At 68.1% G+C, this 16,184-nt stretch carries 15 protein-coding genes; 5 read left to right on the top strand and 10 right to left on the bottom strand.

The window, feature by feature from the left end:
* Window positions 1–61: 61 nt before the first annotated feature.
* Entirely contained in the window at window positions 62–1,126 is a 1,065-nt protein-coding gene (gene dapE, locus AU072_RS00165; RefSeq protein ID WP_064411872.1) for a succinyl-diaminopimelate desuccinylase, read from the bottom strand.
* A 24-nt stretch (window positions 1,127–1,150) separates the two neighbouring features.
* Between dapE and dapD the strand changes: the two genes are divergently transcribed.
* Entirely contained in the window at window positions 1,151–2,095 is a 945-nt protein-coding gene (gene dapD, locus AU072_RS00170) for a 2,3,4,5-tetrahydropyridine-2,6-dicarboxylate N-succinyltransferase (protein ID WP_064411873.1), read from the top strand.
* A 78-nt stretch (window positions 2,096–2,173) separates the two neighbouring features.
* Here the strand turns inward: dapD and AU072_RS00175 are convergent, their stop codons facing one another.
* The 3 genes from AU072_RS00175 to AU072_RS00185 all read right to left on the bottom strand — a co-directional run bounded on the left by AU072_RS00175 (window position 2,174) and on the right by AU072_RS00185 (window position 4,565).
* Entirely contained in the window at window positions 2,174–2,719 is a 546-nt protein-coding gene (locus tag AU072_RS00175; RefSeq protein WP_235629810.1) for a M15 family metallopeptidase, read from the bottom strand.
* Between the two features lie 98 nt (window positions 2,720–2,817).
* A complete protein-coding gene (locus AU072_RS00180) occupies window positions 2,818–3,168 on the bottom strand; it encodes a VOC family protein (protein WP_064411874.1) in 351 nt (116 codons plus the stop codon).
* Entirely contained in the window at window positions 3,165–4,565 is a 1,401-nt protein-coding gene (locus tag AU072_RS00185) for an acyl-CoA synthetase (protein ID WP_064411875.1), read from the bottom strand. The genes AU072_RS00180 and AU072_RS00185 overlap by 4 nt, the downstream gene beginning before the upstream one ends.
* Before the next feature lie 93 nt (window positions 4,566–4,658).
* Here AU072_RS00185 and AU072_RS00190 point away from each other — a divergent pair, with 93 nt between their 5' ends.
* A complete protein-coding gene (locus AU072_RS00190; RefSeq protein WP_082680696.1) occupies window positions 4,659–5,144 on the top strand; it encodes an NUDIX domain-containing protein in 486 nt (161 codons plus the stop codon).
* A 314-nt stretch (window positions 5,145–5,458) separates the two neighbouring features.
* Window positions 5,459–5,995 carry an Rv2253 family sensor-like surface protein gene (locus tag AU072_RS00195; protein ID WP_064411877.1) on the top strand — a complete coding sequence of 179 codons (537 nt, stop codon included), beginning with the start codon at window positions 5,459–5,461 and terminating at the stop codon, window positions 5,993–5,995.
* Here the strand turns inward: AU072_RS00195 and AU072_RS00200 are convergent.
* Together AU072_RS00200 and pruA are read right to left on the bottom strand one after the other, a co-directional pair.
* Complete coding sequence (locus AU072_RS00200; RefSeq protein ID WP_064411878.1) at window positions 5,992–6,960, bottom strand: proline dehydrogenase family protein; 969 nt, start codon at window positions 6,958–6,960, stop codon at window positions 5,992–5,994. The genes AU072_RS00195 and AU072_RS00200 overlap by 4 nt on opposite strands.
* A complete protein-coding gene (gene pruA / locus AU072_RS00205; RefSeq protein WP_064412280.1) occupies window positions 6,960–8,594 on the bottom strand; it encodes an L-glutamate gamma-semialdehyde dehydrogenase in 1,635 nt (544 codons plus the stop codon). The genes AU072_RS00200 and pruA overlap by 1 nt, the downstream gene beginning before the upstream one ends.
* Window positions 8,595–8,687: 93 nt before the next feature.
* On the opposite strand from pruA, the gene AU072_RS00210 reads away from it, so the two are divergent.
* Complete coding sequence (locus tag AU072_RS00210; RefSeq protein ID WP_064411879.1) at window positions 8,688–10,262, top strand: PucR family transcriptional regulator; 1,575 nt, start codon at window positions 8,688–8,690, stop codon at window positions 10,260–10,262.
* Here the strand turns inward: AU072_RS00210 and dapC are convergent.
* Together dapC and fdxA are read right to left on the bottom strand one after the other, a co-directional pair.
* Complete coding sequence (dapC, locus tag AU072_RS00215; RefSeq protein WP_064412281.1) at window positions 10,259–11,377, bottom strand: succinyldiaminopimelate transaminase; 1,119 nt, start codon at window positions 11,375–11,377, stop codon at window positions 10,259–10,261. The two genes, AU072_RS00210 and dapC, sit on opposite strands and share 4 nt — an antisense overlap.
* 35 nt (window positions 11,378–11,412) lie before the next feature.
* Window positions 11,413–11,736, bottom strand: a complete 324-nt coding sequence (gene fdxA, locus AU072_RS00220) for a ferredoxin (RefSeq protein ID WP_064348634.1) — start codon at window positions 11,734–11,736, stop codon at window positions 11,413–11,415.
* A 308-nt stretch (window positions 11,737–12,044) separates the two neighbouring features.
* Here fdxA and AU072_RS00225 point away from each other — a divergent pair, with 308 nt between their 5' ends.
* Window positions 12,045–12,656: a DUF1353 domain-containing protein gene (locus AU072_RS00225; protein WP_064411880.1), complete on the top strand. Its 612-nt coding sequence runs from the start codon at window positions 12,045–12,047 to the stop codon at window positions 12,654–12,656.
* Between the two features lie 4 nt (window positions 12,657–12,660).
* On the opposite strand, the gene AU072_RS00230 is transcribed toward AU072_RS00225, so the two are convergent.
* Both AU072_RS00230 and AU072_RS00235 read right to left on the bottom strand, forming a co-directional pair.
* Entirely contained in the window at window positions 12,661–13,209 is a 549-nt protein-coding gene (locus AU072_RS00230; RefSeq protein WP_064411881.1) for a YceI family protein, read from the bottom strand.
* Between the two features lie 215 nt (window positions 13,210–13,424).
* Window positions 13,425–16,004, bottom strand: a complete 2,580-nt coding sequence (locus AU072_RS00235; protein WP_064411882.1) for a bifunctional FO biosynthesis protein CofGH — start codon at window positions 16,002–16,004, stop codon at window positions 13,425–13,427.
* Window positions 16,005–16,184 lie beyond the last annotated feature (180 nt).

A 16,184-nucleotide genomic window follows, 5' to 3' on the forward strand; every position in this document is an offset into this window, starting at 1 on the left:
CCGGATCCGGGCGGCACCCGGAGGCGTCGTCAACTCACATGCGTTCAGCGTAGGTGCGCGGTCAAGCGGTTAAATACCGGCGCAACACGTCGGTCGTAGCGGTGATCTTGTCGACGTCGACATGCTCGTCCACACGGTGCGCGAGGTTGGGGTCACCGGGGCCGTAGTTGACCGCGGGAACGCCGAGGGCGGCGAATCGCGACACGTCGGTCCACCCGTACTTGGCCCGGACCTGCCCGCCCGCGGCAGCCACCAGCGCGGCCGCGGCGGGCTCGGTCAAGCCGGGCAGCGCGCCGGCGGCTGCGTCGGTCAGTTCGATTCCGACGTCGAGGCCGTCGAACACCTCGCGCACGTGGTTCAGCGCCTCGTCGACGCTGCGGTCGGGAGCGAACCGGAAGTTCACCGACACCGAGGCCGCATCGGGGATGACGTTGCCCGCGATACCGCCGTCGACGCGCACGGCGGACAGTCCTTCGCGGTAGGTACAGCCGTCGATCTCCACGTTGCGGGCCCGATATGACGACAGCCGGTCCAGCACCGGGCCGAGTTTGTGAATCGCGTTGTCGCCCAACCACGACCGCGCCGAGTGGGCACGTGTGCCGCTCGCGCTGATCACCACGCGCAGCGTGCCCTGACAGCCGGCTTCGATATAGCCGTCGGAGGGCTCGCCGAGGATCGCGACGTCGGCCCGCAGCCAGTCGGGCAGTTCGGATTGGATGCGGTTCAGCCCGTTGGCCGACGCCTCGATCTCCTCGCAGTCATACATCACCAGCGTGATGTCGTGCGTCGGCTCGACGACGGTGGCGGCCAGGTGCAGGAACACCGCATCGCCGGACTTCATGTCCGACGTGCCGCAGCCGTGCAGGACACCGTCGACGAGCCGGCTGGGCAGGTTGTCGGCGACCGGGACGGTGTCGAGGTGGCCGGCGAGCAGCACCCGCGACGGCAGCCCGAGGTTGGTGCGGGCCAGCACCGCGTCGGCGTTGCGGATCACCTCGAGGGAGGTCTGCTCACGCAGCGCGGCCTCGACCTCGTCGGCGATGCGCCGCTCGTGGCGCGACTCGCTGGGGATGTCCACCAGCGCGGCGGTCAGCGCGATCGGATCACCGTGCAAATCGAGGCTCACAAGGCTGACGTTAGTCTTTACCGCGTGACTTCTGCTGCAGGTATTGGGCTGGCGACGATCGCCGCCGACGGATCGGTCCTCGACACATGGTTCCCGGCACCCGAACTCGGGGCCGACGGCCCGTCGGGCACGGTGCGGCTGTCGGTGGCCGAGGTGCCCGAGGAGCTGGGCGTGCTGACCGGTCGCGACGAGGCTCGCGGTGTCGACATCGTGGCGGTCCGGACGGTGATCTCGTCGCTGGACGAGAAGGCCGCCGACGCCTATGACGGCTATCTGCGGTTGCACCTGCTCTCGCACCGGCTCGTCGCGCCGCACGGCCTGAACGCCGACGGCCTCTTCGGCGTGCTGACCAACGTCGTGTGGACCAACCACGGGCCGTGCGCGGTCGCCGGTTTCGAGACCGTGCGGGCGCGCCTGCGCGCACGGGGGCCGGTGGCCGTCTACGGCGTCGACAAGTTCCCGCGGATGGTCGACTACGTGCTGCCGAGCGGCGTGCGGATCGCCGACGCCGATCGGGTTCGGCTCGGCGCGCACCTGGCCGAGGGCACGACTGTCATGCATGAGGGCTTCGTCAACTTCAACGCGGGCACGTTGGGCAGCTCGATGGTCGAGGGCCGGATCTCGGCGGGCGTGGTCGTCGACGACGGCACGGATCTCGGCGGTGGCGCGTCGATCATGGGAACGCTCTCGGGCGGCGGCAAGGAAGTGATCTCGGTGGGCAAGCGGTGCCTGCTGGGCGCCAATGCGGGGATCGGGATCTCGCTGGGCGACGACTGTGTGGTCGAGGCGGGTTTGTATGTCACGGCGGGCACCAAGGTGCAGACCGCCGACGGAAAGACCGTCAAGGCACGCGAGCTGTCGGGCGCCGACAATCTGCTGTTCCGGCGCAATTCGCTGTCGGGCGCCGTCGAGGTGGTCAAGCGCGACGGCACCGGCATCACGCTAAACGAGGCGCTGCACCAGAACTGAGGTACCTCGTCTCACGCGAGCGGCCGCGTCTGTCCGGCGACACACCGGCGTGCGCGAGCATTTCTCGGTCGCTCGCGCTCAATCCGCCGCGGCGTTCGGCTTGAGCGGAGGACAGCGCCCGTCGACGACAGCCAACTCGAAGTGCCAGATCTCGTTGGCGTAGATCTGACACAGGCCGAACCTTCGGCCGTTGGCGATGAGCCACTTGTCCGCCTCGACGGGCCCGATGTCGACGGCTTCGCCCGTCACGTGCTTCGACTTCTCCGGTGAGGCCACGAATTCCCTTGCGGCTTGGACACTTCCGTACCTGACGACGCCGTCGTCGAACAGCCGCTCCTGAAAACCCTTCGATCGCCAACCGGACGTGATGCGCATCTTTATGCCGTCGGCCTCGGCGCTGCGCGCCGCCTTCTGCACCGCCTCGCGCAGCGCCGGGTCGAGCCACTTCACGATCGGGTGCTCGGCGTCGAACGGGCTGACCGTCTGGCCGTCGGGCAGCCAGCCGCCGACGGTGTCCTGCGCGGCGGGCCCGATGCTCAGCGGTTCCTGGCCGACCACGGGAGCCGGGGGCGGCGGCTGCGGCGGTGCGCCACATCCGGCGATTGCGCACACTGACGCCGCCACGAGCGTGCGCAAGATGCTGAAATTTCGCGGCGTGTCGTGTGCAGACCCGCACTCTCGCGTCACAGGGGCGCGCGCTCGCGTCACAGGGGCGGGGCCGGTCAAGCGTCGGCGGCCAGGATGCAGAATTCGTTGCCCTCCGGATCGGCCAGCACGACCCAGCTTTCGTCGCCCTGGCCGATGTCGACGTGCCGCGCGCCGAGGCCCACGACCCGCTCGACTTCGGCCCGCTGATCGTCGGGGCGGAAGTCGAAGTGGATGCGGTTCTTGACGACCTTGTCGTCGGGTACCGCGAGGAACAGCCAGTTCGGGCCCGCACCCGGGGGTGCGTGTAGCACCACGTCACCGTCGTCGTCGACGTCGTGGGGCCAGCCCAGCACCTGCGACCACCACCGGCCCAGCGCGGAGGCGTTGTGGGCGTCGATGCAGATCTCGTCGAACTCGAGTGTCACCGTGCCAACTCCTTCTTGAGCACCTTGCCCATCGCGTTGCGCGGCAGCGAGTCCACCAGCCGCACCTCGCGGGGCCGCTTGTGTACCGAAAGCTGTTCGGCCACATACTCGATGAGCTCGCCGGGGGTGGCGTCACCGACGACGAACGCGACGATGCGCTGGCCGAGGTCCTCGTCGGGCACACCGACGACCGCGACTTCCCGCACGCCGGGATGTCCGAGCAGCGCCGCCTCGATCTCGCCCGCGCCCACCCGGAAGCCTCCGGTCTTGATCAGGTCGACGGATTCTCGTCCGACGATGCGGTGCATACCTTCGGCGTCGATCACCGCGACGTCACCCGTGCGATACCAGCCATCGGCGTCGAGCACTTCGGCGGTCGCATCGGGTCGGTTGAGGTAACCGTCGAACAATGTCTCACCCCGAACATGAAGCTGCCCAATGGTTTCGCCGTCGTGTGGCACCGCGCCACCGTGCTCGTCGACCAGACGGGTCTCGATACCGCTCAGCGGCAGGCCCACCCACCCGGGCCTGCGCTCACCGTCGGCGCGGGTGCTGATCGTGATCAACGACTCCGTCGAGCCGTAACGTTCGATGGGCCGGTGCCCGGTCCGTTCGACCAACTTGTCGAACACCGGCACCGGCAGCGGGGCGCTGCCCGACACCAGCAGCCGCGCCGACGCCAGCGCCCCTGCCGCCTCCGCGTCGTCGGCCAGCCGCGACCACACCGTCGGCACCCCGAAATACAGCGTTCCGCCGGCCGCCGCGTAATTCTGTGGACTGGGTTTTCCCGTGTGCACGAACCGGTTTCCGATGCGCAGGGATCCGAGCAGGCCGAGGATCAACCCGTGCACGTGATACAGCGGCAGGCCGTGCACCAGGATGTCGTCGGACGTCCACTGCCACGCCTCGGCGAGCGCGTCGATGTCGGCGGCGATCGCGCGGCGGCTGACGATGACACCCTTGGGCGGGCCGGTCGTGCCGGAGGTGTAGACGATCAGCGCCGGCGACTCGGCCGGCGGTTCGGCGTAGCGGTGCCACGAGCGGGCGTGCAGCCGCACCGGCACGTGCTGCAGCCCCTCGGTCTCCGCCGGCTTCTCCCCCAGCCACGCTTGGGCAGCGGAGTCACCCAGGATGTGCCTGCGCTCGGCGGCGCCGACGTCGGCGGGCACCGGGACGACGGGCACACCGGCGATCAGGCAACCCGTCACCGCCAGCACGGTCTGAACGGTCGGGGTGGCCAGCACGGCGACTCGGTGCGCTCCGGCGACACGTTCGGCCACCGACGTCGCGGCGCCCAGCAGATCGCTGCGCGACAGCTGCGCCCCGTCGATGCGGACCGCGTCCTCGATGTCGGCACCACCGGCGACCGCGGCGGGGTTGAGCGAAGCCAGCAGCATAAGCAGCGAGGTTACCCATATCGGCTCGGCGATACTGGGCGCGTGACCCACATTGAGCGGCTGGCCTCGCGCGAGGTCTACCGGAACAACTGGATGGCGCTGCGTGAGGACGACATCCGCCGACCCGACGGCAGCGACGGGATCTACGCGGTCGTGGACAAGCCGACGTATGCCCTGGTGATCGCGCGTGACGGCGACCGGTTCCGGCTGGTCGAGCAGTACCGCTATCCGCTGGGGCTACGGCGCTGGGAGTTTCCGCAGGGCACCGCACCGGACCAGAAGGACCTCGCGCCCGCCGACCTGGCGGCGCGCGAACTGCGCGAGGAGACGGGTCTGCGCGCGTCGGAGCTGATGCGACTGGGATTGCTGGACGTGGCGCCCGGAATGAGCAGCCAGCGCGGCTGGGTGTTCCTGGCGACGGGCATCACCGAGGGTGAGCACGACCGCGAGCACGAGGAACAGGACATGCACAGCGAATGGTTCACCCGCGGCGAGGTCGAGCAGATGATGCGCGACGGGGTGATCACCGACGCGCAGTCGATCGCGGCGTGGACGCTGCTGGTGCTGTCGGGGCGGTAACGGATGCGGTGCCGATCGACTTCGAACCGCGAGCCCTGCTGGTTCGTGTAACAAGTAGGAGCGATCGGAGGAGGTGACACGATGACCGCAATCTACGGGATGATGGCGATGATGCCGTTGGTGTTCGGCGGCGCCGGCTACTTCCTCGTGTCCTCCGCCGGCTGCGGCGAGACCCGCAACCACCCACCGCGGTGACGACGGTGCGACAGATCGGCGCGAGCCCGCGGATCGAGACCATTCCGTGACGGTGTCGTAGCCTTCGGCAAACCGTGTCGCGAGGGGTTGGGCGAATTCGGCTCAGTAGTGTTCACGACATGTCCGCCCGTGCCCTGAGCAGTGCGCTGTTGGGGCTGACATGTGCTGCGGCCGGGAGCCTTTCGATACTGCCGACGGCCGGTGCAGCGAACCCGGCGTGGAACGGGCGCTACGAGATCGTCACCTATGCGTCGGACAAGATGGGCACCAGTATCGCCGCCGCTCAATCCGAACCCGACTTCAGCGCGCAGTACGTCCTGGCGACCGACTGCTCGGCGGGACTGTGCGTCGCAACCGTCGTGTCGGGGCCCGCGCCGAGCAATCCCACCATCCCGCAACCGGTCCGGTACACGTGGGACGGGGCGCGATGGCAGTACGCCTACAACTGGCAGTGGGAGTGTTTCCGCGGTGACGGCGTTCCCAGCGAGTACGCACCGGCCCGGTCACGCGTGTTCTACGCCCCCGACATCGACGGACAGCTGTTCGGGACCTGGCAGACCGAAATCATGGGCGGGGCGTGCCGCGGGACGGTCGTGATGCCGGTCGCCGCCCGTCCCGTCAGTTCGCCCGGTATCCCAGTCGGCGTGGCACTTTAAGCACCGCGACGTTCGGCCAGCGCCCGCAGGAAGAACATCAGGTTGGCGGGCCGCTCCGCGAGCCTGCGCACGAAGTACCCGTACCACTGGGTGCCGAACGGCACGTACACCCGGACATGGTTGCCCGCATCGGCCAGCCTGCGCTGCTCGGCATCACGGATGCCGTACAGCATCTGGTATTCGAAATCGTCTCGGCCGCGATCGCTCTCGGCAGCCAGCGCGGGTACGGCCGCGATGACGGCCGGGTCGTGCGAAGCCACCATCGGGTAAGCGTCCCCCGCCATCAGCACCCGAAGGCAGCGCAGATAGGAGTCGGTGATGTCGCCGCGGTCGCGGTAGGCCACCGACATCGGTTCGTGGTAAGCCCCTTTGCACAGGCGGATTCGCGCAGCACCCGATGCCGCGAACTCCCGGCAGTCGGCATGCGTGCGCTTGAGGTGTGCCTGCAAAACCGTTCCGAGCCAGCCGAACTCGGTGCGCAGATCGCGCACGATCGACAGGGTCGAATCGGTGGTGGTGTGGTCCTCGGCGTCCACCGTCACCCACACCCCGATGCGCTGCGCCCGTTCACAGATGGTGTGGGCGTTCTCGAGTGCGATCTTCTCACCGTCGCGGGCCAGCGCCTGCCCCAGCGCCGACAACTTCAACGAGACCTCCAGCGGTCGCACGACGGCCGGTTCCTCGTCGCGCCGCGCGAGTCCGTCGAGCAGCGTCAGATACGCGTGCACATTCTCGGTCGCGGTGTCGGCATCGGTCACGTCCTCACCGAGGTGGTCGATCGACACGAGGCGGCCCGAGTCGCGCAACCGCACAACCGCATCGAGCGCATCGTCCACGCTCTCCCCCGGTACGAACCGGTGGACGACATCCCGTGTCAGCGCAAACCGCTCGGCGGTTCTTCGCAGACCGTCCCTTCGGCCGGCAGCCATGATCGCCGGTCGCGCGACGCGTGCGAAGACTTCCATCACTGCGCCATGTGGGGATAGTTGTGGTCCGTCGGAGACACCAGGGTTTCCTTGATCGACCGCGCCGACGTCCAGCGCAACAGGTTCAGCGCCGACCCGGCCTTGTCGTTGGTACCCGACGCCCGCGACCCGCCGAAGGGTTGCTGCCCGACCACGGCGCCGGTCGGCTTGTCGTTGATGTAGAAGTTGCCCGCGGCGTGGCGCAGTCGCCGTTGGGCCTGCAGCACCGCCGAGCGGTCGTCGGCGATGACCGCACCGGTCAACGCGTACGTCGCGCCGGTGTCGACGACGTCGAGGATGCGGTCGTATTCGTCGTCCGGGTAGACGTGAACCGCGAGGATCGGCCCGAAATACTCGGTGCGGAAGGACTCGTCGGTCGGGTCGTCGGACAGCAGCACGGTCGGGCGGACGAAATAGCCTTCCGTGTCGTCGTATTCACCACCGACGGCGATGGTCACGTGCGCGGTCTTGGCTCTCTCGATCGCCTTGACGTTCTTGGCGAACGCCCGGTCGTCGATCAGCGCACCACCGAAGTTGCTCAGGTCGGTGACGTCTCCGTAGCGCAATTCCGCTGTCGCCGAGAGAAAATCGTCACCCATCTGCTGCCACACCGAACGCGCGATGAATGCCCGCGACGCCGCCGAGCACTTCTGGCCCTGATAGTCGAACGCGCCGCGGATCAGCGCGGTGCGCAGCACGTCGGGTTGCGCGCTGGCGTGGGCGACGACGAAGTCCTTGCCGCCCGTCTCGCCGACCAGGCGCGGGTAGCCGTGGTAGCGGTCGATGTTGTTGCCCACCTCGCGCCACAGATGCTGGAACGTCGTGGTCGACCCGGTGAAGTGGATGCCGGCCAGCCGTGGATCCGACAACGCCACCTCCGAAACCGCCACGCCGTCCCCGGTGAGCAGGTTGATGACCCCGGGTGGCAGACCGGCCTGCTCCAGCAGCTGCATCGTGAGATAGGCCGCGAAGGTCTGGGTGGGCGAAGGCTTCCAGATCACAGTGTTGCCCATCAGCGTGGGCGCCGTGGGCAGGTTGCCTGCTATCGCGGTGAAGTTGAACGGGGTTATCGCGTAGATGAATCCGTCGAGCGGCCGGTAGTCGGTGCGGTTCCAGACCCCGCGCACGCTGATCGGTTGTTGCGCAAGGATCTTTCGCGCGAACGAGACGTTGAACCGCCAGAAGTCGACGAGCTCGCAGGCCGCGTCGATCTCGGCCTGATACGCCGACTTGGACTGCCCGAGCATGGTGGCCGCGCAGAGCGTTTCGCGCCATGGGCCGGCGAGGAGATCGGCGGCCCGCAGGAAAACCGCGGCCCGTTCGTCGAACGGGGTGGCCTCCCATTGCGCTTTGGCGGCCGTCGCGGCCTCGATGGCGGCGACGGCGTCGGCGTGGGTGGCGTTGGTGAGGGTGCCCAGCCGTCCGGCGGGGTCGGTGTGACGGTGCGGCTGCACCACGTCGATGCGGTTGCCGTCGCCCATCCGGTGCCGGCCGCCGATGACGTGCGGCAGATCGACGGGGTCGGCGGCGACGGAGGTCAGTGCCTCGATGAGCCGGGTCCGTTCACCCGAGCCCGGCGCGTAATCGTGAACCGGCTCGTTCGTTGGCAGCGGCACGTCGGTGATGGCATCCATGACGGAATGATGCTCGGCCACGACACGTGATCCGATGGCTGATCCCACAATGCTGTCGCCGATCTATAGTCGGATCAGACAAAGGGGCATGTCATGGAGTCTCGGACTGCCGGCCTCGGGCTCGGCCGGCTGCTGCTGGCACTGGACCGGACCATGGTGACGCTTGTCGAGGCGCCGCGCGGCCTGGACATGCCCGTCGCCTCGGTCGCCCTGGTCGACGCCGATGATGTGCGGCTGGGCCTGGCCGTCGGACCCGGTTCGGCGGACCTGTTCTTCCTGCTCGGTGTCGACGACGTGGATGCGGTGCGCTGGCTCGAGCGGCAGTTCTCGGGCACCGGCCGGGTGCCCACGGCGATCTTCGTCAAGGAACCGTCGCCTGCCGCGGTGGAGCGGGCGGTCGCACTGGGCACCGCGGTGGTCGCCGTCGAACCGCAGGCCCGCTGGGAGTCCCTGTACAAGTTGGTGAACCATGCGTTCGACCATCACGGCGACCATGGCGACCCGCACCACGATCCGGGCACCGACCTGTTCGGGTTAGCCCAGTCGATGGCCGACCGCACCCGCGGCATGATCAGCATCGAAGACGAAGACTCCCATGTTCTGGCGTATTCGGCGTCCAGCGACGAGGCCGACGAACTACGGAGGCTGACCATCCTCGGCCGCGCCGGCCCGCCCGAGCACCTGGCCTGGCTCGCGCAGTGGGGGATCTTCGACGCCCTGCGTTCGGGCACCGACGTCGTGCGCGTCGACCAACGACCGGAGTTGGGGCTGCGACCCCGCCTGGCCGTCGGCATCCACCCTCCCGATGCGAAAGCCGGCCGATTCGCCGGAACGGTTTGGCTACAACAGGGTTCGGCTCCGCTGGCCGATGATGTCGAGGAGGTGCTGCGTGGCGGGGCCGTATTGGCGGCACGCATCATGTCGCGACTGTCGGCCTCGCCGTCCACACACACCAGACACGTGCAGGAGCTGCTCGGGCTGTCCGGCGACTCGGTCGACGTCGCGGCCGTCGCACGCGAACTCGGTATCCCAGTCGAGGCACGAAGTGCACTCGTCGGGTTCGTCGATCCCGCGGGAACCACGCCGGCGAACGTGATCGCCCTGAGCGCCGGCGCCTTTCGGCCCGATGCGCAGGTGACGTCGAGCAGCGGGCGAGTCTATGTGCTGCTGCCCAAGATCGGTGCGCCGTCGTCGGTGATGTCCTGGGTGCGCGGTGTCGTGTCGACACTCGATCGCGAACTGGGGCTGTCGCTGCGGGCCGTCGTCGCCGCCCCGCTCGCCGGGCTGGCGGCCACCGCGACCGCGCGCGCCGAGGTGGACCGCGTCTTCGACAGTGCACAGCGTCATCCCGGGGCGATCGGGCACGTCGCGTCGCTCGATGACGCGCGTACCACCGTGCTCCTCGACGAGATCGTGTCCCGGATCGGTCAACGCCTCGTCGACCCTCGGATACGTCAACTGCGCGAACAGGATCCGGTGCTCGCCGAAACGCTGGGGGCCTACCTCGACGGGTTCGGCGACATCACCGCGGTCGCCCAGCGATTGCACGTGCATCCGAACACGGTGCGCTACCGCATCCGTCGCGTTGAGAAGCTGTTGTCGACGTCGCTGAACGACCCCGACGACCGGCTGGTGCTCGCACTCGGCTTACGCGCGACGGAGTCCTAGGCCGTAAGGCGCTGTGCCGCAGCGGAAATACGCTCGTCGGTCGCGGTCAGCGCGATCCGCACGTGCTTGGTCCCGCGGGCGCCGTAGAACTCGCCGGGAGCGACGATGATGCCGCGCTGGGCCAGCCAGGCGGCGGTGTCACGGCAAGGTTCACCGCGCGTCGCCCACAGATACAACCCGGCCTCGGAGTCTTCGACGGTCAAGCCGGCCGAACGCACGGCGGGAAGCAGGATCTCGCGCCGTTTCTGGTAGCGGGCCCGTTGCTCGCGTTCGTGCTCGTCGTCGTCGAGCGCGGCGACCATCGCGCCCTGCACCGGCGTCGGCACCATCATTCCGGCGTGCTTGCGAACGGCCAGCAGCTCCGAGACGATGCTCGGGTCTCCCGCGACGAAGCCGGCCCGGTATCCGGCCAACGACGACGTCTTCGACAGCGAATGTACGGCCAGCAACCCGGTGTGGTCCCCGTCGCAGACCGACGGATGCAGCACCGACACCGGTTGGGCGTCCCAGCCCAGCCCGAGGTAGCACTCGTCGGAGGCGACCAGGACGCCGCGCTCCCGCGCCCAGCCGACCACCTTGCGCAGATGGTCGACGCCGAGCACTTTGCCCGTCGGGTTGCTCGGCGAGTTCAAATACACCAGGGCCGGGTTCTGCGGACCGAGCTGTGTCAGGGAATCGGCTCGCACGATCCGCGCGCCCGCCAGCCGCGCACCGACGTCGTAGGTGGGATACGCCAGTTCGGGCGCGACCACAGCGTCGTCGGGACCCAGCCCCAACAACGTCGGCAGCCAGGCGATGAGCTCCTTGGTTCCGATCACCGGCAACACGGCGTCGGGCGAAAGGTCCGTGATGCCGTAGCGGCGCGCCAGCGCGTTCACCGCGGCCTCCCGCAGCTCGGCCGTGCCGGCGGTGGTCGGGTAGCCGGGCGAGGCACTGGCCGCCGCGAGCGCATCGCAGATGACCGGTGCCACCGGGTCCACCGGGGTGCCCACCGAAAGGTCCACGATGCCGTCCGGGTGTGCGCGCGCCAGCGCGGTCACATCGGCCAGGGTGTCCCAGGGAAACGCCGGCAGCGACGCGCTACGAGGCTGACGCGCCGCTCGGCTGCGCTGCACGGGCGGCTGCACACTGCGCCCTGCGTGAGTCGTTATCAGTCCTCACCTTGCGGCGGCATGCTCTTGACCGGCTCCGGGTCGTTGTCGGTCTGACCCACCTTCGACGCGCCACCGGGCGAACCCAGCTCGTTGAAGAAGTCGGCGTTGATCTGCGTGTAGCTGCTCCACTGATCGGGCACGTCATCTTCGTAGTAGATGGCCTCGACGGGGCACACCGGTTCGCAGGCACCGCAGTCCACGCACTCATCCGGGTGGATGTAGAGCATGCGAGCGCCCTCGTAGATGCAGTCGACTGGGCATTCCTCGATACACGCCTTGTCTTTGACGTCGACACAAGGTTCGGCAATGACGTACGTCACCGTGTTCTCCTCAAGGTCTCCTCGATCTCCTGTCCGGTGGGCTGCCGTACGGGGTGGGCATCCAAGGTCAGCCGCAAGTATCCGTGGTCGATACTTGGACGGTCGTCTCAGTGTGCCCTAACTCCACGCGCATCCCTGTAAGGGTTGCGCGTGGTTACTGATACTAAACGTCGCACATACAACTGCCTAGCGGACACCCCTCACTGCCCACCCACCTTTGACGACGGTGCGTGTTTGTTGCCGACATGCCGCCGTTCAGCAGCCTTTTGCGCACGCTCGCTGCGGCTCGGCCTTGCTATACCTGCGTGATGGAACGTTGCGCCCCGCCCGTCGACCCGACCGCCGTCCTCCATGTCCGACAACTGACGGCCGCCGAGGTCGACGCCGTACGCGCCACCAAGCGGGTCTTCAAGGAGAGTGCTTGGGACGAATGGCGCACCACGCAGCCGCTCGGGTTCGAGGGGCCGAACCAGCAGTTCGAAGTCCAGGCCGATTTCGCGACCGACCTGGTTTCGGTGCCGGGCGTGGTCGCCTGGTTCGTGCCCCGCGCCGGGCGCTATGCGCGTGCGGCCGTCCTCCACGACTATTTGTGGCGGTTTCCCGAACGCACGGGATGTGACCGCCGCACCGCCGACTATCGCTTCCGCCTACAGATGCAGCGTGACGGCGTGAGCCTGCTGCGGCGCTGGATCATCTGGGCGACGGTGCGACTGTCCGCGATCCTGCAGGGCAAGGGGGGCGCCGGCTGGTGGAAGGACGTGCCGGGGGCGGTTCTTCTGGCGCTGCTGGTCGCGGCGCCGATCGTCGTCCTGCCCGCCCTCGCGATACTGGTCTCGACGGTGGTGTTCTGGCTTCTCGAGTCGGCCATCGCGGTGGTGGTGCCCGACGAGGCACCCCCACCGCTGCAGTTCAAGACCTGACGGGTCAGGCCTGCTTGAGGGCCTCGATCTCGAGGGTGACGGTCACCTTGTCACCGACGACGGCGCCGCCGGTCTCGAGCGGCATGTCGATGTCGATGCCGAAGTCTCTGCGGTTCAGCACAACTGAGCCCTCGAAGCCTGCGACCTCGCCCTGTCCCGCGCCGGGGTTGACGCCGTTGAACTCGACTTCAAGGGTGATCGGTTTGGTGACGCCCTTGAGTGTGAAGTCGCCATCGACGAGGTAGGTGTCACCGCTGGACCGCACACCGGTCGAGGTGAAGGTGGCGATCGGATGCTTGGCGGTGTCGAAGAAGTCGCCCGACTTGAGGTGGCCGTCGCGTTGCTCGTTGCGGGTGTTGACAGAGTCGACCTTGATTTCGGCGGTGACCGAGGGGGTCCCGTCTTCGGCGACCGTGATCGCACCGCTGAAGTCGTCGAACGTGCCGCGCACCTTGCTCACCATCATGTGGCGTACGGAGAACCCCACGGTCGAGTGCACGGGGTCGATGGCCCAGGTGCCGACAGAAAGGGGGGTCTTGACTGCTGTGGTCATATTCGTTGCTCCTTTGTTTCGTTTTGGCCTTCCTAGGCGTAAACGGACTACAGTCCGGATTTATTCCTGTATCGCCTCTCCAGCCGCGAGCGACCGCCGAATGCCACGGAAACGCGGCGTGTCGGGGAGCAGACGCGGTCGCTCGCGCTGGAAGCTCGCGCGGGAAGCTCGCGGCCTGGTGGCTCGCGGCCTGGAAGCTCGCGCGGGAATGAGGGCTAGGCGGCGAGGGGGGCGTACGTCGTGGAACGCTGGCGCGCCGGACGGCCGATGCCCTCGGCGATCGAAACCAGTTCCTCGACGGTCTTGTAGGAACCGAACTCCGAACCGGCCATCCGCGAGATCGTCTCCTCCATCAGCGTGCCGCCGAGGTCGTTGGCGCCGCCGGTGAGCATCACCTGGGTGCGCTCGACGCCGAGTTTGACCCAGCTGGTCTGGATGTTGGAGATCCGGCCGTGCAGCATGATTCGCGCGAGCGCGTGCACAGCGCGGTTGTCTCTGTGCGTCGGGCCCGGCCGCGCACCGCCCGCCAGGTACAGCGGCGAGCTCTGATGCACGAACGGCAGCGGCACGAACTCCGTGAAACCGCCCGTACGATCCTGGATTTCGCGCAACACCCGTAAGTGGCCGACCCAGTGCCGTGGCTGGTCGACGTGGCCGTACATCATCGTCGAACTGGATCGCAGCCCGACCTCGTGGGCGGTGGTCACCACCTCGATCCACATCGATGTCGGCAGCTTGCCTTTCGTCAGCACCCAACGCACTTCGTCGTCGAGAATCTCGGCCGCGGTGCCCGGGATGCTGCCCAGCCCCGCCTCGCGCAACGACGTCAACCACTCGCGGATCGACAGCCCGCTGCGGGTGACGCCGTTAGCGATCTCCATCGGCGAGAACGCGTGTACGTGCATCGACGGCACCCGCTTACGCACCGCGCGCACCAGATCGGCGTATCCGGTGACGGGCAGTTCGGGGTCGATACCGCCCTGCATGCACACCTCGGTCGCGCCCGCGACGTGCGCCTCCCACGCTCGGTCGGCGACCTCGTCCACCGACAGCGAGTACGCGTCGGCGTCGCCCTTGCGCTGCGCGAAGGCGCAGAACCGGCAGCCGGTGTAGCAGATGTTGGTGAAGTTGATGTTGCGATTGACGACGAACGTGACGTCCTCGCCGACGGCGTCGCGACGCAACGAATCGGCAAGCGCGGCAACGGCATCCAATGCGGGACCGTCGGCGCACGCCAGCGCCAGGTACTCGTCGTCCGACAGCCCGGCTGGATCGCGCTCGGCGGCGCGCAACGCCGCCAGCACGTCGGTGTCGATGCGTTCGGGCGCCCTGGCCGCGAGTTCGGAGATCTTCTCGCGGATCGACTCCCAGTCACCGAATGCGCTATCGAGGTCGCTGCGGGTCTCGGTGAGCCGGCCGGCATCATCGATTGCGGAGTGAAGATCGGTGCGGCCCAACGACTCCGACGCCTCATCGGGCTCCTGCCACGGGCGCCCGACAGGGTTGACATCCAGCGCGAAACCGGTGTCGGGGTCGGCCAGCGCGTCGACGTGGCCCCGCACCCGCGGGTCGATCCACGCCGCACCCGCCTGGACGTACTGCGGCTGCGCGGTGAGCCGCTGCACCAGGTCGTATCCGGCGTCGGCGGTCACCGCGGCCAACTCGTCGAGCGCAGGCCACGGACGTTCGGGGTTGACGTGGTCGGGGGTCAGCGGCGAGACACCGCCCCAGTCGTCGACACCGGCGCCGACCAGGGCCAGGCACTCGTTGCGCGACACCAGGTTCGGCGGCGCCTGAACCCGCATCTTGGGTCCCAGCACCAGCCGGCTGACGGCGATGGTCGCCAGGAAGTCCTCGAACTCCGCATCGGGCGACGAGGCCATCGCGGTGTGGTCCTTGGCCCGGAAGTTCTGCACGATCACTTCCTGAACGTGGCCGAACTCCTTGTGTGACCGGCGAATAGCGTGGATGGTCTCGGCCCGCTCGACAAGCGTCTCCCCGATCCCGACCAGCAGGCCCGTGGTGAACGGGATCGACAACCGGCCCGCGTCGGCCAGCGTCCGCAGCCGGACTTCGGGGTCCTTGTCCGGGCTTCCGTAATGAGCGGCACCGCGCGTCTCGTACAGCCGCCGCGAGGTGGTCTCGAGCATCATCCCCATCGACGGCGCGACCGGCTTGAGCCGGGACAACTCCGACCAACTCATCACGCCGGGGTTCAGATGCGGAAGCAGCCCGGTCTCTTCGAGGACGCGGATCGCCATCGCGCGCACATAGTCCAGCGTCGAATCATATCCCCGCTCGTCGAGCCACTGACGGGCCTCGTCCCACCGCGCCTCCGGGCGGTCACCAAGCGTGAACAACGCTTCCTTACAACCCAATTGCGCCCCGCGCCGCGCGACGTCGAGGATCTCGTCGGGCTCCATGTACATGCCCTTGCCCTGCGCACGCAGCCGGCCCGGAACGGTGACGAACGTGCAGTAGTGGCAGGTGTCGCGGCACAGATGCGTGACGGGGATGAACACCTTGCGCGAATAGCTGACCGGGAGCCGTCCCGAGGGCCCGCGCCGCCCCGCCGCCTCGAGTCCGGCATCACGCACCCGTGAGGCGCTGGCGCACAGGTCGGCGAGGTCGTCGCCGCGGGCGGTCATCGCGATCGCAGCTTCCTCGACGTTGAGCGCCACCCCGTCGCGTGCGCGGCGCAGCACCCGCCGCAGAGCCGCAGGACTGGGCTGATCGGGTTTCGGTGGTATCACCGGGCTGGGCAGATCGGCGCCGTGCTGGGGGTTCAGAGCCACTCCCGTATAACCCCGCGCTCGTTGAGGATCATCCGCACGTCTCACTTTCTGAAACATCGGCGCCTGACATATCGGCAACAGTAGTCCGCACGGTGGTATCGGCGGCACGCTGCCGTCGGATCGGCGGACGGCAGCAAACTCGCGTCGCCATTTGATTACGCGTGAGCAAATATCGGCGTA

This window comes from Mycolicibacterium novocastrense (genome assembly GCF_001499835.1).
GTDB lineage: Bacteria > Actinomycetota > Actinomycetes > Mycobacteriales > Mycobacteriaceae > Mycobacterium > Mycobacterium novocastrense.

Excerpts from the sequence above, each read along its gene's own strand:
- AU072_RS00200 (WP_064411878.1), bottom strand. The coding sequence starts at position 6,960 with ATGGAAGTCTTCGCACGCGTCGCGCGACCGGCGATCATGGCTGCCGGC.
- AU072_RS00230 (WP_064411881.1), bottom strand. The coding sequence starts at position 13,209 with ATGACCACAGCAGTCAAGACCCCCCTTTCTGTCGGCACCTGGGCCATC.
- AU072_RS00190 (WP_082680696.1), top strand. The coding sequence starts at position 4,659 with ATGGCGCTGCGTGAGGACGACATCCGCCGACCCGACGGCAGCGACGGG.
- AU072_RS00185 (WP_064411875.1), bottom strand. The coding sequence starts at position 4,565 with ATGCTGCTGGCTTCGCTCAACCCCGCCGCGGTCGCCGGTGGTGCCGAC.
- AU072_RS00210 (WP_064411879.1), top strand. The coding sequence starts at position 8,688 with ATGGAGTCTCGGACTGCCGGCCTCGGGCTCGGCCGGCTGCTGCTGGCA.
- AU072_RS00195 (WP_064411877.1), top strand. The coding sequence starts at position 5,459 with ATGTCCGCCCGTGCCCTGAGCAGTGCGCTGTTGGGGCTGACATGTGCT.
- pruA (WP_064412280.1), bottom strand. The coding sequence starts at position 8,594 with ATGGATGCCATCACCGACGTGCCGCTGCCAACGAACGAGCCGGTTCAC.
- AU072_RS00225 (WP_064411880.1), top strand. The coding sequence starts at position 12,045 with ATGGAACGTTGCGCCCCGCCCGTCGACCCGACCGCCGTCCTCCATGTC.